Raw genomic sequence first — 23,092 nt, 5'->3', positions numbered from 1 at the left:
TTATCGATAGCGCTGCTCCAGCATCTCAAACACGGCCCGCACGCCAAAGGCTTCGCCTCCAACCGGGCGACCCGGCAACGCGCGCTGGTTCCAGGCCATGATGTCGAAATGCACCCAGGGCGTTTGTTCGACAAACCGCTTCAGGTACAAGCCTGCGGTAATCGCGCCCCCAAATGGCGACGGCGCGCAATTGACCAGGTCGGCCACCTCGCTTTTCAGGAAGTCGTCGTAGGGAGTGTGCAACGGCAACTGCCAGACCGGGTCGCTGACTTTCTTGCCCGCTGCATTCAGGTCCCGCGCCAGAGCATCGGCATCGGTAAAGTAGCCGGGCAGTTCGGTGCCCAGGGCCACCCGCGCCGCGCCCGTCAGCGTCGCGAAATCGATGATCATATCCGGGGTTTCGGTATCAGCTTCTGCCAGGGCATCGCACAACACCAGACGACCTTCGGCATCGGTGTTATCAATCTCAACCGTAAGCCCTTTGCGGGTTTTCAGCACATCGCCCGGCCGGAAGGCATTTCCGGACACCGCGTTCTCCACGGCGGGAATCAACACCCGAAGATTCACCGGCAACTGGAGCGCCATGATCATATGCGCCAGTCCAAGCACATGGGCCGCGCCGCCCATGTCTTTTTTCATGTAGCGCATGCCCGCCGCTGGTTTGATATCCAGACCGCCGCTGTCGAAACACACCCCTTTACCTACCAGAGTGACCTTGGGGTGCCCGGCATCGCCCCAGCGTAGGTCGAGTAACCGGGGTTCATGAACGGAGGCTCGACCGACGGCATGAATGGTCGGGTAATTCTCAGTCAGTAACTGCTCACCCACCAGCTCGGTAAACCGCGCGCCGAACTGCGCGGCCAGCACTTGCGCCGCTTCCGACAAATGCTCGGGCATCATATCGTTCGGTGGTGTGTTCACCAGGTCACGCACCAGCGCCACCCCCTGCGCCAACTGCTGCAGGCGCGCTACTCGCGGTTCATCATCAATCAGCAACCGGGCTTTTACCAGATCGATGCTCTTGTAACGATCGAACCGGTACGTCCCCAGCAACCAGCCGAGACCGGCCCGGTCGAGAAACTCATCAGAGCCTGTCAGTTGGTAATCGCCTTCCGGCAAGCGCTTGGCCAGATCGCCCAGAATCCAGGGGTCATCGAGTGACGCCACGCCAAGCAGAACCTCAGCCAGCGACCCGCCCTCACCCGGCACTAGCGCCAGGCCTTTGCCGGTGTAACCACTGGCACGCAGCCAGGCAAGCTGCGCTTCCGGCCGGCTCTGCGCCCAAGTTTCGAATTCACGGCTTTCAAGTACGGTGAGGGGCACGCCGGTCGTACCGGCTTGCAATCGATCAGTCAAAATAGGCATAGGAACAATAAACTCACTGATAGGTCAAAATAGAATTAAGAATGGCTGCAGCATGGCCTTTGTGCAGACTCATGACGCCAGACTAAGCCGCCTTTCGAGCCTGCTTGATCATCTCGTAGGCCTGCTGAATTTCCTGGGTTTTTTCCTTAGCGACACCGGTCATTTCCTCGGGCAGACCGCGGGCCACCAGCTTGTCCGGATGGTTTTGGCTCATCAGCCTGCGGTAGGCTTTTTTAAGCTCTGCATCGGATGAGTCGGATTCAACCCCCAGCACTTTGTAGGCCTGCTCTATGCTTGGCCCACTCTGCCTGGGTGACTGACTCGACTGATGAAACTGTGCCTGAGCCCGAATACGCTGGTTGATCAGCTCGAACTGCCACTTGTTGAAACCCAGCGCCTTACAGATTAACTGAATAACCCGCTGCTCACTGGCACTGAGGTTGCCGTCGGCATAGGCTGTCTGCAATTGAATTTCCAGGAATATCTGGCTCAGCGTCTGGCGCCGGCCAATCACTTCACGCAACTCTTCCAGCACCGGCATGATGTCGTATTCGGGTGACTTGCCTTCATTAAACAGCCGCATGGCTTCCATGCGTTGCGTGGCGTCGAGGCCCATCCGGTCCATCACCATCCGGGCCAGTTCTATCTCACGCTCACTGACCCGACCATCGGCCTTGGCCAGCTTGCCCATGACCCGGAAGGTTGCCTGAAAGAACACGGTTTGCATCACACCGCGCCGGTCGTCACCATGAAAAGGGTTACCCGGCTGGCTGCGTGCACGATCGAACGCATTACCCAGTAACAGCCCCAGGGCCAGCCCAATCGGCCCACCGGTGTAAAAACCGATGGCACCGCCGATGATTTTTCCGTACCACTGCACCCTGCTGTTCCTCTGTTGCGCGTAAAGCCCGTGAAAATCCGCGTTCGCCTGCGTCTGACCAAAAGCCAGCCTAACGCCAATACCAGCGATACTGCGCCCGGCTCACGCGTTCCAGCTTAACCCGATCCGGGCCGTTTGCACACCGCCACGGTATGCCCCCCAGCCCCTTTCCGGTATTATGCCCGCATCTGACTCTGACCACTGTTCATGGGCGTATGCCGCTACCAAACCGACTTCACAGCGCCCTTTGGGCGACGCTCGCCCTGGGACTGACAGCAACCGGTTCAGGTAACGACGCCTGGGCCGAAAGTACCGCGAGCTCTGACAATCAGAGCATCCTGACCGACTGGCGAACCTACGATCAGTTGCCAGCACGTGAACGCGCAGGCATTGCACCCTATTGCCCCGGTGGTTTTGTCGACCCGTTGCGCTCAGACCCCAATGTCGACCCCAACTTGCCCGACGAACAAAGCCCGCTGTTTTTTCGGTTCGATGAAAGCCGCCTGCTCACGCCCGACGAAGCCCACCTGGTTGGCAACGTCAACGCGCGCCAGAACAGTTTTCAGTTTCAGGCCGATGAAATTACCTACCAGCGCAGCACCGGCACCGGTGAGTTGATGGGCAATGTGCAATTGCGCACCCTGGGCGCCATGGTGGGCGGCAACACCGCCCAGCTCGATCTGGACCAGCGCAGTTCCGATATCAACGACGCCTATTTTGCCCTGCACGATCAGGATTTGCACGGCCAGGCCAACCGCATGTCGCGTCAGGGCGAGAGCTTGCTGACCGGCCAGAGCGTCGCCTTTACCCGCTGTATGCCTCAGGACCCGGGCTGGCAGATTCGCGCTGCCCGCTTCGAAGTGAACCGGGATACCGGCATCGCCAAAGCCTGGCATGCCCGCTTCCAAATCAAATCGGTCCCGGTGCTCTATGTGCCTTATGTCTCCTTTCCGATCGACGACCGGCGACGCAGTGGTTTTCTGGCCGGCACCTACGGCCTGGCAACTGAAAACCCCGGCTTCAATGAACTCTCCGTACCCTATTACCTGAACCTGGCACCAAACTACGACGACACCTTCACGCTGCACTATTACTCGGACCTGGGTCTGCTCGCGCGCAACGAATTCCGGTTCCTGACGGAAGACCACAACGGCGTGTCCGATCTCGACGTGCAAGTGTCGCGACCCAACGACACCCTGGATGCCGATACGGAAGCACCGCGTCGCTGGGCGTTCGGCCACAGCCAGTCCGGCCAGCTGGGAGACGCCACCGGTTACGATCTCTCAACCCGTTGGGTCAGCGACATACGCTACGACCAGAACTTCAACGACGGCGGCGACATCGTTGAAGACCAGACACTGAACCTGAACCTGCGTCATCGAATCCGCACCGGCACCCTGAGGTTCGGCTCGGCGTTCACCACCCCGGTTCAGGACAGCCCGGAAAATTTCCAGACGGCCAAAGTGACCGCCAGCACTCGCTTCGGCAACGTCACCCCAAGCTTGCTTGCCGAATGGCAGGAACCCAAAGACGACGACGTTACCGCGGCAAGTCACGATCTAAAACGCCTGCCGGAACTGAGCTTGCGCTACAACAGCCTGAGCTTGCCGGGCAATCTGAACCTGGGCGCAACCGGCACCTACAGCCTGTTCAGCCGCCAGCTCGATACCGACCGGCTAGACAGTCTGAGCGCCTCCCAGCTCGACCTGGCCACCGATTCTCAGCGGTTTTACCTGAACACCCGTCTCAGTTACCCGCTGGATGTTGAGTGGGGTTACCTGCGTCCAGAAATTGAAGGCCTGGCCCTGTCCTACCAGCAATCGAACCCGGTAGACCCGGATTTCAACTTCAAACCGGAAGACTTCAGCGCCACCCCCAATGCCGTTAACTGGCGCGCAACCGTCGATAGCCGCTTAATAGCCGAACGCCCCTACGCCGCCGGCAGCAACGTCTGGGTGCACTCCATTGAACCGCGGTTGCACTACACCTATACCCCCTTTGTCGATCAGGAAGCCTTGCCCGATCTGAACACCAGCCCGGTCGACAACGATTTCGCGCTGTTCACCAAATCCCGGTTCTCAGGACTCGACCGCATCGGCGACATGAACCGCCTGAGCGCCGCCCTCGACACACGTCTGCGCGACAAACAAAGCGGCCGGGAACTGGCGTTTCTGGGGGTCAGCAAAGGCATCAAGCTGAGTCAGGAGCGAGTGGGCGAGAGGACGACCGCCGACGAAAACCCGGATTTCAGCCCGGAATACAGCCCCAACTACCTGGATGCCCGCTGGGCGCCAACCCGACAGGTGAACCTCAATGCCAGCGCCCAGTTCGAACACCAGAGCCTGGACCTGCAAGCCTACAGCCTCGATGTGACCTTTCTGCCCAGCGACCGGCGTTTCATTCGCCTGGCCGTCAGTGGCGACCGGCCCGACCCGGACGAATCTCCGGCGGGCTACCAGAGTTTTGGCGCCTCCGGTTACTGGACAGTGCGTGAAAACCTGGCCCTCATTGGGTACGCTAACTGGTCTCGTCCGCTGGATGAAGACGGGAACGTGACCGACGACTACGCCTACACCGATCTGGTGTACGGCATCGACTACGACAGTTGCTGCTGGAACCTGCGCCTGGTCGGCTACAACAGCGTGCCGGATGAAGACGAAGACACCATCGGCACCGGTCTGTTTGCCAGCCGGGCTGAACAGGGTGTTAAATTTGAAGTCACACTCAAAGGCCTGGGCGGCAGCACCGGTAATGTTGAAAGTTTACTGGATGAAAAAGTGCCCGGTTACCGGGGCCGCCTGTACAATTACCGATGACCGAACCATCGACGCTCGCTGACGCTGGCGGGCGACGTTGCCACACTATTTAGTTACTGGGAGTTTTTGCCGTGTTTCACCTGTTTAACCGCCTGGGTGCCTGCGCCCTGGTCATCGCCGGGTTAAGTCTGCCCGCGCACTCGGAAGAGCTGCTCGACCGCATTATTGCCGTGGCCAACGAAGACGTGGTGACCGCCAATGAACTGGTGCAGCGTACCCAATCGGTGCGGGACCAGTACGCCAGCAACCCCGGCGTGCTCCCCCCGCAGAATGAACTGCGCCGGCAAATACTCGACGCCCTGATACTCGAACGGCTGCAACTGCAACTGGCTGATTCCATCAACCTGCGCATTACCGATTCACAGGTGAACGAAGCCGTTAACCGACTGGCCCGGCAGCGCAACATGTCATTGGAACAATTCATTGCCGCCCTGCAACGCAACGGTCAGGACTTCCCGGCTGTGCGCGAACAGGTACGACAGGAACTGACTATTGGTGAGGTTCGCCGCCAGTATGTTGGCCGTACCGTTCGGGTCACTGAAGGTGAGGTCGAGCGTTACCTGAATACACTGGCGGGCCAATCGATGGCCGAAGCCCAGTTTGAACTGGCTTATCGTCGTTTCAGCCCCGACGAAGCTGACGCCGCCCGCACACTGCGCGACGAACTGAACCAGGGCCAGCGCCTGAACGACGACCCGGAAGCCCGCAACCTGGGGCTGCGCAAGGTCGATGAACTGCCCAGCGTGTTTCGCACCGTGGTTCCGGTCATGGAGCTGAATGAAGCGGTACTGGTTGAACGCGACGATGCCCTGCACCTGGCGCAACTGATCAGTAAAAACGAACGTCGCGCCGTTCAGGTAGAACAGTACCGGGTTCGTCATATTCTGATTCGGCCCAACGTGGTGCTGAACGAAGAGCAGGCTCAAACCCTGCTGACCGATTTGCGCGAACGCATTCAAGATGGAGAAGACATGGCCAGTCTGGCCAACCAGTTCACCGACGACCTGGGCAGCAAGGGCGACGGCGGTGACCTCGGCTGGCGCCAGGCCGAAGATTTTGTACGCGCCTTTGCCAGCCAAGTACGCTCGATGCCGACCGGCGAAGTCAGCCCGGTGTTTCAATCCGAATTCGGCTTTCACATTCTGCGGGTTGAGGACCAGCGCACCCAGGACATTGGCCTCGATGTCCTGCGCCAGCAAGTTCGTGAAACCCTGTCCGAACGCAAGTACCAGGAAGCCCTGGAGCGCTGGCTGGTAGAGCTGAGAGCCCAGAGTTTTGTCGAGGTTCGGCTTTGACACTGCCCCTGGCCATTACACCCGGTGAACCAGCCGGCATCGGCCCCGATCTGGTGCTGAAGCAGGCCCTGAACCGTCACGACGGCCCCTGGTTTGCCATTGCCGACCCCGGGATGCTGGCATCACGCGCCACCCTGCTGGGGCTCGACATTACCCTGCAGGAAGTTCACTCGCCCGCTGAGCTAACCAGCCACGCGCCCGGCACCCTTCCGGTGCTGCCAGTTCAGCTGCGGGCCCCGTGTGAACCCGGTGTGCTCAACCCGGCCAATGCGGCCTATGTGCTTGAAACCCTGGATGTCGCCATTGACCTCGCCCTGGCTAACCGGGCGGCTCTGGTTACCGGCCCGGTGCACAAGGGCGTGATCAACGAGGCTGGCATTCCCTTCACCGGCCATACCGAATATCTGGAAACCAAAGCCGGGGTCGAGCAGGTGGTGATGATGCTGGCCACCGAAGGCTTGCGCGTTGCCCTGGTGACCACTCACCTGCCATTGAGTGCCGTGCCCGGGGCCATTACTGCCGATAAAATCAAACGCGTCACCGCCGTCCTGCACGCCGCCCTGATTCAGGATTTTGGCTGCCCGGCACCGCATATTCTGGTCGCCGGCCTTAACCCTCATGCCGGTGAAGGCGGCCACCTGGGCCGGGAAGAAATCGAGATCATTGAACCGGCACTGGATGAATTGCGCACGCTGGGCTGGAGCCTGGAAGGCCCGCTACCGGCCGATACGCTATTCCAGCCACACTACCTCGACCGTGCCGACGCCGTGCTTGCCATGTACCACGATCAGGGCCTGCCGGTCTTGAAATACAAGGGGTTCGGCGCCGCCGTCAACATCACCCTTGGCCTGCCGTTTATTCGCACCTCGGTCGACCATGGCACCGCGCTCGACCTGGCCGGCACCGGCCGCGCCAGCGATGGCTCCCTTGCCGTCGCCCTCTCCACCGCCTTCACCATGGCCAACCACCGGAGCCAGCACTCGCATGCATAAAGCGCGCAAACGATTTGGACAGAACTTCCTGCACGACGCCGGCATCATTGATCGCATTGTCAAAAGCATTGCCCCCAAACCCGGCCAGCACGTCATCGAGATCGGCCCCGGTCAGGGCGCTCTAACCGAACCCCTGCTCGACGCCACCGGCGGCGAACTGGATGTGGTGGAACTCGACCGCGACCTGATCCCGATTCTGCGCACCCGGTTCTTTCGGGCTGAAAACCTGCGCATTCACGAAGCCGACGCCCTCAGTTTTGATTTTGGCAGCCTGGTAACGGACGAACGCCCGATGCGTCTGGTCGGCAACCTGCCCTATAACATCTCGACACCGCTGATGTTTCATCTGCTCAACTACGCCGATAAAATCCACGACATGCACTTCATGCTGCAAAAAGAAGTGGTGCAACGGCTGTGCGCCGCGCCCGGGGACAACGCCTATGGCCGCCTGGGCATCATGATGCAGTACCACTGCGAAGCGCGGTATCTGTTCACGGTACCGCCGGGCGCTTTTACTCCGGCACCCAAAGTCGAATCGGCCATCGTTCGCCTGAACCCGCGCAAGACGCTGCCGTTTGTGGCCAAAGACCCGAAAAAATTCGAAATCGTTGTGCGTACGGCTTTCGGCCAGCGCCGCAAAACCCTGCGCAACAACCTGAAAACCCTGATCAGCGATGAACAGCTTGAAGCGATCGGCATTAACCCGGGCGCGCGGGCTGAAACCCTGGGCATCGAGCAGTTTGTTAACATTGCCAATGCACTGAGCGACGCGGAGGGCTCATGACGCTGTACGCCGTTGGGGACTTGCAAGGTTCCCGCGAACCGCTCGAACTGCTGCTCGAGGCTGTTAGATTCGACCCGTCAGCCGACCAGCTATGGCTCGCCGGTGATCTGGTCAACCGGGGTAAAGACTCACTCGGCTGCCTGCGCCTGGTCAAAGGGCTTGGCGATGCGGCCCAAACCGTACTCGGCAACCACGACTTGCATCTGCTGGCACTCGCTCACAGCGACAAACCGCGCAAAAGCAACCCGGATCTCGATGAGATTCTCAACGCCGAGGACGCCAGCAAACTCCTTGGCTGGCTGCGCCAGAAACCCCTGCTGCTGCAAGACCCGACGCGCAAGCTGCTGATGACCCATGCTGGCATTCCACCCAACTGGAGTGACCAGCAAGCCATCGACCGCGCCCGTGAACTGGAAGCCGTGCTGGCCGACGATACCCAGTTCAACACCTTCATTCAGGGTATGTACGGCAATGAACCCAACGTCTGGAGCGACGATCTGACCGGTCTGGAACGCTGGCGCTACATCACCAACGCCTACACCAGAATGCGCTTCTGCGGCCCGGGCGGCGAACTGGAATTCGACAACAAAGAAGGCGCAGACACCTCACCCAAAGGCATGAAACCCTGGTTCGAGTGGCCCGCCCAACGCCAGCACACCTTATTGTTCGGCCACTGGGCCGCGCTGATGGGTAAAACCGGTAACGACGACATTATCGCCCTCGATACCGGCTACGTTTGGGATAACTATTTGACCCTGATGAACATGGACAGCGGCGAACGCTGGCAGTGCGATACCACCGGCATCGTGTTCAGAAACGAGGGCTAAGCGCCCTCACAACGATGTAACCAATTCCCACAAACTTCGTGCAATCCATCACATAAACACGCACCGCCTCCCCCACACCATTGGTCTAGACCAAACACCCCGGTAAGCTCCCCGCTTTCTGATATTTCGAACCGATTCCAAGCAGCACGTTGTCGCACGGAAGCCTAAAAGGACACAAGGACGCATGAGCGACGAATTCAGCTACGACCCCTGGGGTGACAACACCCCCGGGGCATCCAACAACGCCTGGCAACAGTCAAACGATCCGCTGAATGAAGCCTCTGCATCCGGTACATCTTCCGAACCGGTCCGCCCACGAGGCAACCGCCAGGCTGTCGCCGACCTTCCCCCGGCCATTCGTAATCAGTTGAACCCGCACTGGTCCGCCTGGACTTTGCTCAGCCCCGAAGAAGCCCGTTATCTGACGGCCAATGAGCGCACCCGTTTCTTTACCCTTAACCGGCGCGGCCGCTGGGAAGCAACCCGGGGCCGTGTTGCCGGCACAACCGAGCGCTGGGTTTGCCTGGAAAAAGTACCGTCCAACCCAAACCGAACCGCTCGCTCCGGCAGCGGCTCAACCGCTGCACCCGCAGGCGACCGACCTTCCGCAAACCAGCAAGAAGCCGAGGCGATTCAAACCTACCAGCCAGAAGGCACCCGCACCGATCACGACCTGCACCTGAGCTACCTCGACGACCAGGGCGAACCGGTGGCTGACATCCAATACACCGTCACCCTGCAGAACCAGGAATACCGTGGCCGCTTGAATGAACAGGGTGAAGCTACGCTGTACAACCTGCCCGCAGGCGAAGCCACCATTCTGTATCAGGCCGATCATTCCCGGCTGCCCCAACTGCGCCGAGAACTGGCCACCCTGCTCGACAACATCATCAATGAACGCTCCGACCGCAAACAGATCATGGATGACCTGCTGGCCGAGAGTAATTACCTCGAACAGGGGCTGATCCTCACCGGCGCGTTCATGGTTTCCCTCTGGGACAGCACCAAAGACCTGGCCAGCACCACCGTCGATATCGTCACCGGCACCGCTGACACCCTGGCCAGCGCCAGCAGCGCACTGTATTCAAAACTGGCCGATGGCTATTCACTGGAAGAACTCGAAGACGACTTCGCCTATGTAGTCACCGAAGCAGGCCACGCCATGGATCAGGCCCAAAAGGCCTATACCGTGCTCAAGTGGCTGGCTACCGACGAAGAGACCTGGGACCTGCTGGTCAGCTTCCCAAAACGCTTTTTCGAATCGATGAGCACAGTCGAGAAAGTCGAAGCCCTGGGCGCCCTCGCCTTCGACATCCTCTTCGCCATTGCGCTCGCCGTTGCTACCGCACTCACGGCTGGCGCGGCAGCAGCCGTGGCCGGTTCTGCTGCCGCAATCAAATACTCACGGTACTTCACCGACTGCATTGGCACACTGCGCCGCATCTATCACCTTCTGCCAACAGGTATTATTGAACGACGCTACGACCAGGTTCGCCTGCAAAGCCCGGAACAGAACCACACCGGCCAGTCCAGCATTCCGACCGCAACACTGGCCCGCCCCAACGAAACAGACACTCACTCACAAAGCACCACCGAAACCGACGAATCCACCCTGTGCGAAGCCAACAGCACCACCTGCGGCGACCCGATCAACATGCTCACCGGGGAAGAACTGTTTTCCCAGGTTGATTTTGAACTCGGCGGCCCGCTGCCCCTGGTGTGGAAACGCCTCTACCGCAGCACCGCCAGCGCTCGCAAGGGAGACCTCGGTTTCGGCTGGAGCCACCCATTCGACCAGAGCCTGACGTTAAAAGATGGCGAACTGGTACATCGGGATGCCGAAGGCGCGTCCATCCGCTTTCCACTGCCTGCAGACCGCCAACGCTGGCGCAACCAGAACGGTACAGTCATCAGTCGCTTTGGCGACGCCCTCAGCCTGCGTCAGGCAGGCGTGGTTCACCACTTCGAGCCCGACCCTCAGCAACCGGACCGGTGGCGGCTAAGCCAACTGAGCACGCCAGACCGCACCCACCGCTGGGCACTGCACCACGACGATACCGACAGCGGCCTGGGCCGCCTGATTCGCGCCACCGCCAGCTGGGGTGCCCGGCTACACTTCCACACCGGTCGACACGGCTGGCACCGCATTAGCGGTCGAGCACACGAACATGCCCCTGAGCGCACCCTGGCACACTACCGACTGGACCAGACCGGCGACCTTATTGCCGCCCGGAACCACAGTGGCCAGGTGGAACACTACCGCTACCACCACCATCTGTTTCAGCTAAGATGCACCGCCACCGGCCTGACCTTTCGTTTCGAATGGGATGGCACCGGCCCCACGGCTCGCTGCACCCGGCAATACGCCGACAGCGGTGACTACGACTACCGCTTCGAATGGCACCCCGAGCAGCGCACCAGCACCTCAACCGACGGCCGGGGCTATACCGAGACCTTCGTGTTCGATACCGAAGGCCACCTGACGCAACGCACCCGGCCCGATGGCAGCGTTGAGTGCTGGGAATACAACAGCCGGAGCCAACTGCAAGCCCACACCGACCCACTCGGCAACGCCACCCGCTTCGAGTACGACGCCCGCGACCGCCTGGTAAAACGCACCGATGCCCTCGGCCACGACGTGCGCCTGCACTACTGGAGCGACAGCCAGCAGCCGAGCCAGATCATCGACCCGCTCGGCCGACGCACCCAATACGACTACAACAGCGAAGGACATCTAACCGCCCTGCGTCACCCGGACGGCACAGAGGAACGCTGGGCCTACGCGGGCGACCACCTAATCGCCCACCGCGACCCACAAGGCCGAGAAAACCGCTACCTCTGGGACGAACGCAGCGGCCAACTCGCCCGCCACCTGTGCCTGGTGACCGACGCTCGTGAAGGCGAAACAGCTCCCTTGCTCCCCGACGATTGGAACCGCCTACCCGAGGAGCGCGCCGCCTATCTACTGGCCGACCCACGCATCACCACAATTGCCGACACCCGGTTCGACTACGACGACCAGGGCCGGTTGCACACCCGCATCGACCAAAACGGCCAGCAACAACACTTCCAGTACGACGACAACGGCCGACTGATCACCCAACTAAACGAACACAACCAGGCCTGGCGTTACGACTACGACACCGCCGGGCGCCTAATCGGCCAAACCGACCCCGGCGGCCGCACCACCCAACTGCGCTACGGCCCCTTCGCCCAGCCCGAAGCCAAAATCTTGCCCAACGGCCAGGAAATTCGCTACCAGTACGACACCGAACGCAACCTCACCGCTGTCATCAACGGCAACGGCCAGGCGCACCGTTTCGAATACGACGGCTGCGAACGACTGACCCGGGAGATCGGCGTCGACGGTCGCACCACCGACTACCACTACAATGACGCCGGCCACCTCATCGGCCTCAGCGAAGGCCCAATAACGGCCACCTTCGAACGCAATGCCCTCGGCCAACTCATTCGCGAGCACTACCAACACGCCGACCGGCAAGACGCCACTACATGGACCGAATACCACTACAGCGCCACAGGGCAGTTGATAAAGGCCCGCAACGAACACGCAGACCACCAGTTTGAATATGACGCGGCCGGCCGCCTAACACTCGACCACATCGGCCAGGACTTCCCCGCCTGGACGAACCAGGTACGCACCTACAGTCACCGTCAGCAACTTTATTACAACGCTCAAGGGCAGTTGAGCAACGTGCATCACAGCGCCACCGTCGCCAAGCTCAGTGGTCAGAAATGGCCCACCCTGCACGACGACTTCACCCAACCCGGCTGGCAGCAAAGTTACAACTGGCACCTCGATGGCACTCTAAAACGCATCGGCGTCAGCCTGCCCGACCAACCGCAACGCTGGGGCGAACCCGACACCCCCTTGCTGGAGCAACGGCTCAACAAACTGGGCCAGGTCACCGAACGCCACCAGGGCGCGCACCAACTGCTGTGGGACTACGACCCCGAACAACGCCTCAGCCGTTACCGCCGTATAAAAGCGACCGACGCAGACCGGCCCACGCAAGACCCAACCGAGGCACTGCACAACCCAACGCCGACCGCGCTGCAAGACCGCCGCTACGGCTTCGACGAACACGGCCGCATCAACCGGATCGACGACCAACACCGGGGCCAACGCCGCTTCGCCTACGACCCCATCGATCAACTCACCCAAGTTGAAGAACAGCTGTTGGGCAACAGCACCCGAACCGTTCACAAAGAACAGACAGACCCGGCCGGCAACCGCCTTCCGGAAGGCCTGGACACCCTGCCCGACAACCGCCTCCCGTTCCACGGCGACCGGCATTTTGACTACGACGAACACGGCAACCTGGTCCGCATTCAACGCGGCACCAATAAAAAGCTCGAACAACGGCTCAGCTACAACGCCAAACACCAACTGATTTGCATAGAAGACTACAAAAACGGCGACCTGCAACAACGCCTCAGCTTCCGCTACGATGCCCTGGGTCGCAGAATCGACAAAGCCGTCCAGGGCTGGGTAACCCCCGAGCCGGAACAACCTATAAACCCCTACAGCCGCCACCAACCGGAGAAAAAACCGGAGCCGGCCGAATTCAAGCTACGCTACCGCGAAGCCTACGTCTGGCAGGCTCAAACCCTCATCCAGGTACGCCACATCGGCACCGACTTCAAACCGAAAAACAACCGGGTGTATTTTTACGAACCGGGCACCCATGTGCCGGTGGCACTGTGGGACGAGAACCTGGGGCTTCATGATGTAGACTGCGATCATGCAGGCACCCCAAAGGCGCTGTATTCCCGCGAGACCGGGGAAGAGGTGTGGAGTAGTGATCACGAGATTTATGGGAAGACCATAGACACCAAGATAGCACTCACCCACCCGGTGACTGGTTTACCGTTCGATCCGGGTTTGCGGCAGCAGGGGCAGTATGAGGATGTAGAGACAGGGCTTTACCAGAACTGCTATCGATTCTACGATCCAGATGTAGGCCGCTATATTAATCAGGACCCGATAGGGTTGCTTGGTGGGCTTAATGCCTATCAGTACACCCCAAACCCGGTGGAGTGGGTTGACCCGCTTGGACTGGCCAACAAAGAATGTGAAAAGAACAAAAAGACTTTCTACCAGGGAGAATCCAGACAAGATGCGTTTAGACAAGCCAAGAGAGATGCTGGTATTCCAATGTCACAAGAGCCATATCGAGTTCTAAGACCAAACCTAGAAGACGGTTATGACAATAGGATCATTGATAAAAATGGTATCCCTGTTACTTTCAGGGAATACTATTATGTCAATTCAGATGGTACGCATGTCGCTATACAAGAACACAGCTTAGGTCACCAAAAGGCAACCCCAAATCGTGGTGTAGAGCCCCATTTCAATGTTCGGCCTATTGACAACTTAAATACGGGCAGCTTTCCGGGCACACATGGTCACTACAACTTTTGAGCACTCAGATGAATCTAATTAACATGATTTCCAGAAACAAATTCCTAAAGCAGCTTTATCCTGATGGAATATTATCCGAGGTCAAACTTGGCCAGCTTTGTTTAGATGTTGGCGGTAGATGCTCCATTAACATTCATACCAAAAAAAGGCCGACAATAGCAGTAAAAAAATGGGGTACATGGGGTAAGGACTACAATACAGTCGTGATTAAACTTCTAGGATCGCAAACTAAAGATTTGTTCGCATCAGACTGGTCAAAAATATCTTATAGTGAGCTGATTGTTAGCAATGAAAGCCAAATGATAACTTTATCTCAAAATGGAAGTGATTGGCGATTGAACTTAGCTGTGTCGGGATTGGTTTTTCAAAGTTGCGATGTACACCTGGATGGAGAAGACGACCCACCTTTATAACACGAATAACTACTGAGCCTTCAGATCAGTCCACTCCCTATCGACTGCGATCATGCTGGCACTCCAAAGGCTCTGTACTGCCGCGAGACAGGTGAAGAAGCGTGGAGTAACGATCACGAGATTTATGGGAAGACCAGAGACACCAATATCGCACTCACCCACCCGGTGACTGGTTTGCCGTTCGATCCTGGGTTGCGGCAGCAGGGGCAGTATGAAGATGTAGAGTCGGGGCTTTATCAAAACTGCTACCGGTTCTATGATCCCAATGTGGGGCGATACATCAGCCAGGACCCGATAGGGTTGATGGGTGGGCTTAATGCTTACCGTTATTGCCCAAATCCGGTGGGTTATGTAGATCCATTAGGGCTAAGCAGCAAAGAATGCATCCTTCCTGACAAGCATTTAGATAGCCGTCATGATGCATTTAGAGAGGCAAAACGAGACCTGGGTATACCAATGGTACAAGATCCAATAGACGTTGTTCATGTCGATATGACGGATATGAACGGCAATAAAATATTTGATAATGACTTCCTTCCGTTAAAAACACGGGAATATCATTACCAACTTAGTGATGGATCAAGGGTTGTGATACAAGAACATTCTGCAGGCCACTCCCAATTTACTGGTTCTGCAACCCAACCTCATTTCAACGTCCGGCCATATGATCCTCATACCGGAAATGCGGAAAGAACAGGGAAAGTGCCTGGAACTTCTGGTCATTACACTTTTCCAATATGATATAAGGCCACAACATGAGTATACTGAAGCTATTGAGTAATCCTAAGATGTTGGAAATGACAACTGGCGGTGAGCTTTCGACTGAGAATATAGAGCTTTCGTCGATACTTCTTTCTGATGGACCAACAGTTAGTTTAAAATTCAACCACCTTTCCCTACCCAAACATTACCCTGAGAAATGGAAGAAAAAAGGCTGTAACGCCACCACCTTTACCATTAGCCAATCGGTCGAATTGGATTTAAAAATTCTAAAATGGAAACCAAGGATGATCTGCAGCTTGAGACTGGAGAACTCAGATGAAGGTATATTGCTGAGCGTTTACGAGAAAGATGACCAAGTAATGTCCTGCATATCTCGGTTACTTACACTTGAACGTATCGAAGGGTATACCGATGAGCGAATACAATGAGTTCGATAATTGACTGCAATCATGCAGGATCCTCTAAACGCGGCATAACCGGGAGACTGTCAAAAGATGCCTAAAGTAGCGATTATAAGACCCTACTTCTAACTTAGAAACGTAGAGACAATACGCACCCAAGCGGTGACTGGCCAACCATTTCAACTAAACTTCTGGATGCAAGGAAAATGCGTCTCGAATTGATAATTTAACTGAAAAAACCAAAGGGAACCCAAATGAACAGAAACATCCTCATCACTTTCAACGCTTTATTTTGTGCACTATCGCTATGGCTACTGACGGTTAGAGTAACTCTGCCCTTCATCAACGCCGCTCAGGCTATTGGCTTCTCAGACGCCCTCAGCCTGCTTGGTGCAAGATCCGCCATATTCTTTATCGCTCCCTGCCTGTTCGGGTGGTTGCTTATCAACATGCTGCATCGCCGCTGGTCCGTAGTGTTATATGTTGGCAGTTATGCTTTGCTGGTTTTGTCTGCGTTACTGCTTGCAGTTGGTGTTATCTCATTCATCCAGGGCCAGGAAAGTGGCCTTGCTCCCATATTAACTTTGGTAGTAGCAGCGTTGCTCTCGGCAACAGCCTGGTTCAATGGCCGGATGCTTAAGGCATTCAAAGTGGCTAGATAGCTGGTCTTTATGCGACGGAGCCCGAAATCTTGGGCTCCCGTTTTCATTGACTCAGCCGAGCCCGGCTAACCAGAAAAGGGTTTTAAACTGGATCGGTATCGCAACGATATCGCCGTCAAATCTCAATGGTCACTCACCAGAACGCATACCCCTCACCAAACTGGTAAGTGACCAGCCACTCCAAATGTGGCATCTTGCCGCATGCCAGCAATAGCCTTGAGCCCAATAGACCGATGAACCATGCCTAGAACTGGCGCGTAGACCAATGATCGTGCCTGAGCCATCACCTTTCCGGAATAGTTTATGACCACCTCCAACGCCCCAGCCGGCTACCTCTCCGGGCCAGTCTCGACCCACATTCATCGCATGACGATCTCTGGCGGGCTCGGCTTGCTGGCGTTGTTCGCTGTCGATTTTGTCGACCTGTTCTTCATTTCCCTGCTCGGCGAGCGCGAGCTGGCCGCCGCCGTGGGGTTTGCGGCGTCTATCCTGTTCTTTTGCCAATCGCTGAGCATTGGCCTGACCATCGCCGTGGGCGCTACCGTCTCACGGGCTTTGGGAGCCAACCAAGTCGACCGCGCGCGCGAATTGATCGCCAGCAGCTTCGTTTTGATCCTCATCATTACCACCCTGGTCGCCGGCTCTGTCTGGCTGTGGCGAGAGTCGATACTGGCGTTACTGGGTGCCCAGGGCTATACGCTGGACCAGGCCTCCAACTACCTTGCCATCATTCTGCCCACCTTTGTTCCGGTCTCCATTGGCATGGCAGCTGGTGGCGTGATGCGGGCCAAAGGGGATGCCAGGGGCGCGCTCTGGGTCACGCTGAGCGGCGCCATCGTGAATGCCATACTCGACCCGATTCTGATTTTCGGCATGAACCTCGATCTAACCGGGGCGGCCATTGCGAGCGCAGCCGCCCGGCTAACCATCTTCGGTTACGGCCTGTTCAAATTGCATCAGTACCGAATGCTATCCTGGCCCGGCGCAAAAGCAGTACCGCGAGACTTCCCCACCATCAGCAGCATTGCCGTGCCTTCCGTACTCACCAACCTGGCGACACCCATCGGCCTGGCCTTTGTAACAGCCGCCATGGCCCAGTTCGGCGATGCCGCTGTGGCAGGCTTCGCCATCATCACCCGCTTGCAGCAAGTAGCTTTCGTTGCATTGTTTGCGTTATCTGGCGTGGTTGGGCCTATTGCAGGGCAGAACTGGGGTGCTGGCGCTTACGACCGGGTTACCGATGTGCTCACTGAATCCGTCCGTTTTGTGTTGCGCTACTGCCTGGTGGTGTGCCTTGCCCTGGCGGCGCTGACACAGCCGATTATCTGGTTGTTCCAGGCCTCGAGCCAGGCCGCTGAACTGATTCGCTGGTTCACGCTGGGGTTGAGTGCGGTGTTCGTCTTCAACGGCATCACCTTTGTAACCAACGCCCTGTTCAACAACCTGGGCGCCCCCAAAACCTCAACCCTGTTTAATGTACTCAAGGCCACAGTGTTTACTATTCCCTTCGTGTGGCTGGGCGCTCACTGGTTCGGTGCACCAGGCGTGCTGATTGGCCAGGGTGTGGGCAGTGCGATGATAGGGCTGGCAGGTTTGTATTGGTGTCGGCGCTGGGTGGATCGGTTAGGTCAGGAATGACTTGCTCTTAACGGTAAGCACCCGATCTTTCGGAGGAGGCCATTCATCTGAGCATCAGGAAGCAGCAAAGACCGGGGTATCACCGACTCCGACCCCACCGCTGAAAATCATCAAAAAGGCATTTCAGCGTGGCTTTTCTTCCAATTTCAAAGCTTTCTGAAAAATCGATGTAACGAACACCATACGTCTGGCACTCATCGTACAAGTACTCACTGTATTGAACACCTTCTTTTATCAACCCCCTCAATTCACTATCAGCTAAATTTGAAGTCCAGTCGTTTGGGTAACCAGAGTTGGCACGAACTTGACTAATTTTCTCTTCAACCGAGATGTCTTTATAGCCAACAAAGCAGGAACTCACTCTAACATCATGGACATTAGCAAGCTCAAATACATGCCTGGGCAGTATTTCACCTTCAATGATATAGCTTACATTTGTCTCAACCAAATTAAGAATCAAAGCAGAGATAAACGGCCACATCTCATCTGATACCGCAACAGAAGTACCATTGGTGTTCAGCTTGTAACTGGGAATCGACTTTGAAATAGCCATTTTAATGGGGTCGATAGACATATAAGGAATGCCCAGCAGAACCATTAATTCTTGGGATATAAGCCCTTTCCCTGTTCTGGAAGCACCACCCAGTACAATCATATCAGGCCACGCCTCTAAAGGTTTCTGGCGCTGGCTATGCCAGTGCAGCTTATAAAACAGTTAAATGGGACGCCTGAGTACATACTCAACCTCCTCCACAGGGTTACCATCCTTATAGAAACCAGCAGGGTTCACCCCAACAGATTTGAAGCCGGGCCTCTGAATCACGCTTCGACTGCGTTTGTTCCAGGTGGCGTGCGCGGTGACTATGCGGTCAGCTTGAAGCGAATTGAAGCCAAACTCCAGCATGGCTCGAGCGGCTTCCGATGCATAACCTTTACCCCAATGGTCTGGGTGTACCCAAAAGCCCAGGTTCCACGTGTCGGGAGGATCTTCCTTTTGTAACCCTACTCAGCCAATCGGGCAAGCCGGCTTAAGAAGACTGATAGTGAACACATAATCCTTGCCTTGCTCCCAGTGAGCCAGGTTCCGGTGAGTTATCTCAACAATTTCTTGTCGACTCGCCGGAGGCTCCCATGTCATTCCGTCGGTAAAACCCTCGAACCGCGATACCTCCCACACCAGATCCACATCAAATAGATCAACGGGCCGGAGTTTTAGCCTTTCTGTGGTTAGGTTTGTATTCAGAGAAATATTCATAATGGCTGACTGTATTGATGTAGTTAACTGATGAACTCGGACATAGCACGGCTTTGCACCTTGTCTTCCGCCTCAAGCCCAGCCTTTACTCCTGCTCTGTTTCGCTCTGGCAGGTTCTGACTCGCTTTCAGCTTACCAGTCAGGGATTCAATCTTGACCTCTATACCCACGATAGCCTCTACCAAACGTCCGGTGAAATCCGAAGGGGCATCATCTACTGACCAGGGTTCACTTCTTCCTGCTTCGTGCTGATCGGTTAACTGGTTGAGGTGTTGAATCAACCAGGCAGGGTCTTCAATAACACGAGCTTTACCTTCTGCGTGGACGGCCAAATAGTTCCAGGTTGGCACAACTCGCCCGGTCTCTGCTTTGGTTGGGTACCACGATGGTGAAACGTAGGCATCTGGTCCTTGAAACACGACGAGAACTCGAGCTCCATGCTGCAAGCGCTGCCATACGGGGTTATTTCTGGCCACATGGCAATGCAGGTGACCCAGATTTCCACTGCCCCCGTCATTCAGATGAAAAGGTAGGTGGTTTGCCTCTATTCCTTCGCCGTCGGCAACGATCATTAATCCGAACGCGTAGCTACGAATAATTTGCTGAAGCGTCTCTTGATCGTCTTCTTTGAAGTGTTGCGGGACATACATTCAATATCACTCCCTGGCATCTGGCTGCAGGAACATCAAGCCCCTGGACATTTCGTAAAAGTGCTCGTCCTGTTTATCGATCTGGTACCCAAGCTTCTGGTAAAAAGAAACGGCGCCTTTGTTTTCTCTGAACGTCGACAAGGTTATCTTATGTCCACTTGCCTCGGCCAGGCCCTCCAGTTCTCTCATTACCAGACTACCTAGCCCCGAACCCCGGTGAGCCTGATACAGCAACAACAACGATAAATGCAGCGATTGATCCTTTTCAAGGAAACTCACCAAGCCGAAGCGCCGCGAGTTAATATCCGTTAGCCATCGCAGGCTATCTATAGGGTATGACGATCGGAAACGCTGCTGCTGAAACGCTTCATGCCACCCAAATGCCTGGTCAATAAACTCGGACAAGCAATCCCGGTAAAGCTGATAAGCCTCATCAAGTTCACCTGCGGCAAGGGACTCCAGGTGTATCTCGTTATGCGGTTTCAAACCAGACTCCCATTGGCCTTCGCTCTTGCTGAATAATCCTTTGATGTTTAGTTTGAACGTTGATCAGGAATTAGCAAGAGAGGTGGCGCAATTGTGTTTGGTTTGTGCAGAAGGGGGATTGGTTTGGAGGGCTTTGTGGCTGTGGGCAGCTCACTGGCTTGGGTGCTTCGTGTCGCCCAGGGGGCTGGCCTCCTACTGGGCTTGGTGGTGCCGTGAAATGCGGTGGTGAGCTGATGCGTGGTGGTTTGCGGGGTGCTCTGGTGAGTGGGGCTCACCAGAGGTTTTATTAAACGCTCACCACGCCATTACCAAATCATCCATTTGCAAATTCAACCGTTCAGTACCAATTGAAAGCTCAGCAATCGCAAAATGCGGCTGTACTTGCTTCACTTCGGCCACCAGGCGGGTGTCGCTCAGTTGCCAGAAGCTGTCTCCCTGGCGGTCGAAGTTCTGGCTGGTGCGGTACACGCTCAGGAAATCACCCGGGCGCAGGCCACTTGAAGCACCGGTGTCTACAAAGATGCGGGTGCCGTTTACCTGAGTAATGGTGGCCATGAAGGGCTGGCATTGAATGGTTTGTTGAATGTCGCTCATGGCCTGGTCGAGCAAGGTTCTTACGTGTTGGCCATAGTCAGTGGTGAAGAATTTACCGGTGGCGAAGCCGACGCGGGCATTACGCGCTTCATTCCAGTCGCCGTGGGTGCTGTAGCGGCTCTGGAACACCAGGGCGCCGGAGTGGCCATCGTGTACGAACAGATCAAACACGAAGTGGCGGGTGCGCGGTGCTTTTTCGATGCCCACTCTGGCCAGCAGGCCATCCCAGCTGCGCTCGCGCGGGGCATCGGGGTTTTCCATGGCCAGGTCACGAATCACGCCGGAGATGACAAATTGCACACCCAGGCTCTGGGCCGCATCGACGGCGCTGGTCAGCGTCATGCGTGGGGAAAGCTGAGTGGGTGCGGTACGAGTGTTGGGGTAAAGAGTCATGGTATTGGCGTTCAGGGCTCGCATGCCGGCTACGCCGTTCAGGCCGTTGACCAGGTAGGCTGGCAAACCCCGGTCTACTGAACCCAGGTGGCCCATGGAGGCCTGCTGTGGGTGCTCCATGGCGAAGCCGGTAACGGCGACCGACTTGCGGTAATGGTTGGCCATGACATTGGCGCACACCTGGTCGGGCGAGACCCGGGCGGTAATGGCCACGGTATAGAGGTTGCCGTCGCGGCCTTCACTCATGATCTGAATGTCACGTACCTGGGCGGCGCTGTTAACGCGTAGGTAATCGACGGTCAGATTCCCGTCTTCCATAACCTGGGTGCTGTGCACCTGGGCACTGACCTGCATGGAGGCGCTTTCAATGGCTTTGCGCAGGGCGCGAATACGGGCGCTGTTGATGTCGTCGTATTCGATTTCAGCCTGGCCTTCGGCATCGACCAGCACCACATTGCCGGCAGGCATTTGCTCTGCCGATGCGGCCCCGAACACCAGGGCGAACACCAGAAAAAACCCGATGAAACCTTGCATCTCTATGCTCCTTCGCGACGGTTCATCCGCTTCCCGAAGGGCACGGTTCATCGCGACGTGTTATTCGATGTATGACTTAACCGTTGACTCTATTCAATGAAGTACAAGCCGGACCCGGTGGTGTCGATGCCTTGCTGACGCAGCTGGGAACGCGTCATCGAATCGACGTCGTACACCACATCGGACGCGCAGCGGCTGTTTTGCCGGCCGGCAGGCTGGTTGGCCAGACAGTTGCGGAAGCCTTCATCGATGACCATTTCCACCATGGTCTCGTAGCTGCCGTCGGCCATCATGTCCTGATACACCACCTTGGCGCCCAAAATGTGGGTATCGACAAAGGCTTTGAAGCGGTCATTCTCGACCACCAGGTTCTCAACAGTAGAACTACCGACAATCTGCGTGCCGTAGACCCGCTCGGCGAGCGTGCGGTAGGCATCGAGCTTTGAGGCGCGCATAGCGATAAGTCGTTTCTGAACTTCCGAGAGCCCCTGTGAATTGGGGTTGATGGCGCCATAACCGGTCGAGCGCAGCACCATGGGCTCCATAGGCGGCAATTTCTCATTAATGGCCCGAACCTCGGCCACAATGGCTTCAACTTCGTCTTCATCGTTACCGAAGGGCCACATCGAGCAGCCACTCATTACCAGCGCTGCGCCCAACACCACCACACTGGAACGCCACTTGAACAGGGTTTTCATAAAGGTCTCCGCCTACCGATACAACACATGGGATTTCCCGTTTTATCGGCATGAAGCGGCAGGACATTAGCGCTAAGTATTCACAGCTCATCGCAAGCCCTTAGAACGCCAAATTTTCGCCATTCAATTCGAAGCACTGATCTAAAGAGCGCTCAAAGCGTCAAAATATTGTGCAAAAATCAACCAAAAAACCTAATTAAGTGTGGATCAGTTCACACCAAGTGGCATTTAATCCAGTAT

The 23,092-nt window shown here is 56.7% G+C and carries 18 protein-coding genes and 1 pseudogene; 11 read left to right on the top strand and 8 right to left on the bottom strand.

Features of this window, described 5'->3' with window-relative positions:
* Together EP166_RS19070 and djlA are read right to left on the bottom strand one after the other, a co-directional pair.
* On the bottom strand, positions 1–1,365 hold the full coding sequence (locus EP166_RS19070) for a leucyl aminopeptidase family protein (protein WP_127560050.1): 1,365 nt from the start codon (positions 1,363–1,365) through the stop codon (positions 1–3).
* Positions 1,366–1,447: 82 nt separating this feature from the next.
* Positions 1,448–2,245 carry a co-chaperone DjlA gene (djlA, locus tag EP166_RS19065; protein ID WP_127560048.1) on the bottom strand — a complete coding sequence of 266 codons (798 nt, stop codon included), beginning with the start codon at positions 2,243–2,245 and terminating at the stop codon, positions 1,448–1,450.
* 215 nt (positions 2,246–2,460) lie between these two features.
* Here djlA and EP166_RS19060 point away from each other — a divergent pair, with 215 nt between their 5' ends.
* The 11 genes from EP166_RS19060 (at position 2,461) to EP166_RS19010 (ending at position 18,242) form a co-directional block, all read left to right on the top strand.
* Entirely contained in the window at positions 2,461–5,061 is a 2,601-nt protein-coding gene (locus EP166_RS19060) for an LPS-assembly protein LptD (RefSeq protein WP_164744018.1), read from the top strand.
* A gap of 71 nt (positions 5,062–5,132) precedes the next feature.
* A complete protein-coding gene (locus EP166_RS19055) occupies positions 5,133–6,356 on the top strand; it encodes a peptidylprolyl isomerase (RefSeq protein ID WP_127560044.1) in 1,224 nt (407 codons plus the stop codon).
* 2 nt (positions 6,357–6,358) lie between these two features.
* Positions 6,359–7,348 carry a 4-hydroxythreonine-4-phosphate dehydrogenase PdxA gene (pdxA, locus tag EP166_RS19050; protein ID WP_127560123.1) on the top strand — a complete coding sequence of 330 codons (990 nt, stop codon included), beginning with the start codon at positions 6,359–6,361 and terminating at the stop codon, positions 7,346–7,348.
* Positions 7,341–8,132, top strand: coding sequence for a 16S rRNA (adenine(1518)-N(6)/adenine(1519)-N(6))-dimethyltransferase RsmA (gene rsmA / locus EP166_RS19045; RefSeq protein WP_127560042.1), 792 nt, complete (start codon positions 7,341–7,343; stop codon positions 8,130–8,132). The genes pdxA and rsmA overlap by 8 nt, the downstream gene beginning before the upstream one ends.
* Complete coding sequence (locus tag EP166_RS19040) at positions 8,129–8,959, top strand: symmetrical bis(5'-nucleosyl)-tetraphosphatase (protein ID WP_127560040.1); 831 nt, start codon at positions 8,129–8,131, stop codon at positions 8,957–8,959. Before rsmA ends, EP166_RS19040 begins: the two co-directional genes overlap by 4 nt.
* 184 nt (positions 8,960–9,143) lie before the next feature.
* A complete protein-coding gene (locus EP166_RS19035; RefSeq protein ID WP_127560038.1) occupies positions 9,144–14,405 on the top strand; it encodes a DUF6531 domain-containing protein in 5,262 nt (1,753 codons plus the stop codon).
* Positions 14,406–14,413: 8 nt separating this feature from the next.
* Entirely contained in the window at positions 14,414–14,818 is a 405-nt protein-coding gene (locus EP166_RS19030; RefSeq protein ID WP_127560037.1) for a hypothetical protein, read from the top strand.
* Between the two features lie 165 nt (positions 14,819–14,983).
* The gene (locus tag EP166_RS21680; protein WP_281276818.1) at positions 14,984–15,559 is read left to right on the top strand and encodes an RHS repeat-associated core domain-containing protein; all 576 of its coding nucleotides are present in this window, start codon (positions 14,984–14,986) and stop codon (positions 15,557–15,559) included.
* Positions 15,560–15,573: 14 nt separating this feature from the next.
* Positions 15,574–15,969 (top strand): Imm50 family immunity protein, encoded by a 396-nt coding sequence (locus EP166_RS19020; RefSeq protein ID WP_127560033.1) that lies wholly within the window; start codon positions 15,574–15,576, stop codon positions 15,967–15,969.
* A gap of 227 nt (positions 15,970–16,196) precedes the next feature.
* Positions 16,197–16,604, top strand: a complete 408-nt coding sequence (locus EP166_RS19015) for a hypothetical protein (protein WP_127560031.1) — start codon at positions 16,197–16,199, stop codon at positions 16,602–16,604.
* A gap of 303 nt (positions 16,605–16,907) precedes the next feature.
* Positions 16,908–18,242 carry an MATE family efflux transporter gene (locus EP166_RS19010; RefSeq protein ID WP_127560029.1) on the top strand — a complete coding sequence of 445 codons (1,335 nt, stop codon included), beginning with the start codon at positions 16,908–16,910 and terminating at the stop codon, positions 18,240–18,242.
* Positions 18,243–18,321: 79 nt separating this feature from the next.
* On the opposite strand, the gene EP166_RS19005 is transcribed toward EP166_RS19010, so the two are convergent.
* From EP166_RS19005 to EP166_RS18980, 6 genes and pseudogenes are all read right to left on the bottom strand, one after another.
* Entirely contained in the window at positions 18,322–18,897 is a 576-nt protein-coding gene (locus EP166_RS19005; RefSeq protein WP_127560027.1) for a hypothetical protein, read from the bottom strand.
* A gap of 60 nt (positions 18,898–18,957) precedes the next feature.
* Positions 18,958–19,236, bottom strand: a pseudogene (locus EP166_RS21810) (GNAT family N-acetyltransferase); the annotation flags it as partial.
* Positions 19,237–19,520: 284 nt separating this feature from the next.
* The gene (locus EP166_RS18995; RefSeq protein ID WP_127560024.1) at positions 19,521–20,147 is read right to left on the bottom strand and encodes an FMN-binding negative transcriptional regulator; all 627 of its coding nucleotides are present in this window, start codon (positions 20,145–20,147) and stop codon (positions 19,521–19,523) included.
* A 6-nt stretch (positions 20,148–20,153) separates the two neighbouring features.
* Positions 20,154–20,633 carry a GNAT family N-acetyltransferase gene (locus EP166_RS18990; protein WP_164744017.1) on the bottom strand — a complete coding sequence of 160 codons (480 nt, stop codon included), beginning with the start codon at positions 20,631–20,633 and terminating at the stop codon, positions 20,154–20,156.
* A 294-nt stretch (positions 20,634–20,927) separates the two neighbouring features.
* The gene (locus EP166_RS18985; RefSeq protein WP_164744016.1) at positions 20,928–22,154 is read right to left on the bottom strand and encodes a flagellar assembly protein T N-terminal domain-containing protein; all 1,227 of its coding nucleotides are present in this window, start codon (positions 22,152–22,154) and stop codon (positions 20,928–20,930) included.
* A gap of 89 nt (positions 22,155–22,243) precedes the next feature.
* Positions 22,244–22,852: an LPP20 family lipoprotein gene (locus EP166_RS18980; protein WP_127560018.1), complete on the bottom strand. Its 609-nt coding sequence runs from the start codon at positions 22,850–22,852 to the stop codon at positions 22,244–22,246.
* Positions 22,853–23,092: the final 240 nt, after the last annotated feature.

It is taken from the genome of Saccharospirillum alexandrii, from assembly GCF_004000275.1.
GTDB lineage: Bacteria > Pseudomonadota > Gammaproteobacteria > Pseudomonadales > Natronospirillaceae > Saccharospirillum > Saccharospirillum alexandrii.
Note: the sequence above shows the minus strand (reverse complement) of the source record. Positions and strands in the feature narration are given on the sequence as shown.

What these genes read in the sequence shown, in the direction of transcription:
- EP166_RS19070 (WP_127560050.1), bottom strand. Translation starts at nt 1,365, where the DNA reads ATGCCTATTTTGACTGATCGATTGCAAGCCGGTACGACCGGCGTGCCC.
- EP166_RS19060 (WP_164744018.1), top strand. Translation starts at nt 2,461, where the DNA reads ATGCCGCTACCAAACCGACTTCACAGCGCCCTTTGGGCGACGCTCGCC.
- rsmA (WP_127560042.1), top strand. Translation starts at nt 7,341, where the DNA reads ATGCATAAAGCGCGCAAACGATTTGGACAGAACTTCCTGCACGACGCC.
- EP166_RS19040 (WP_127560040.1), top strand. Translation starts at nt 8,129, where the DNA reads ATGACGCTGTACGCCGTTGGGGACTTGCAAGGTTCCCGCGAACCGCTC.
- EP166_RS19035 (WP_127560038.1), top strand. Translation starts at nt 9,144, where the DNA reads ATGAGCGACGAATTCAGCTACGACCCCTGGGGTGACAACACCCCCGGG.
- EP166_RS19030 (WP_127560037.1), top strand. Translation starts at nt 14,414, where the DNA reads ATGAATCTAATTAACATGATTTCCAGAAACAAATTCCTAAAGCAGCTT.
- EP166_RS19020 (WP_127560033.1), top strand. Translation starts at nt 15,574, where the DNA reads ATGAGTATACTGAAGCTATTGAGTAATCCTAAGATGTTGGAAATGACA.
- EP166_RS19015 (WP_127560031.1), top strand. Translation starts at nt 16,197, where the DNA reads ATGAACAGAAACATCCTCATCACTTTCAACGCTTTATTTTGTGCACTA.
- EP166_RS19010 (WP_127560029.1), top strand. Translation starts at nt 16,908, where the DNA reads ATGACCACCTCCAACGCCCCAGCCGGCTACCTCTCCGGGCCAGTCTCG.
- EP166_RS19005 (WP_127560027.1), bottom strand. Translation starts at nt 18,897, where the DNA reads ATGATTGTACTGGGTGGTGCTTCCAGAACAGGGAAAGGGCTTATATCC.
- EP166_RS18995 (WP_127560024.1), bottom strand. Translation starts at nt 20,147, where the DNA reads ATGTATGTCCCGCAACACTTCAAAGAAGACGATCAAGAGACGCTTCAG.
- EP166_RS18985 (WP_164744016.1), bottom strand. Translation starts at nt 22,154, where the DNA reads ATGCAAGGTTTCATCGGGTTTTTTCTGGTGTTCGCCCTGGTGTTCGGG.
- EP166_RS18980 (WP_127560018.1), bottom strand. Translation starts at nt 22,852, where the DNA reads ATGAAAACCCTGTTCAAGTGGCGTTCCAGTGTGGTGGTGTTGGGCGCA.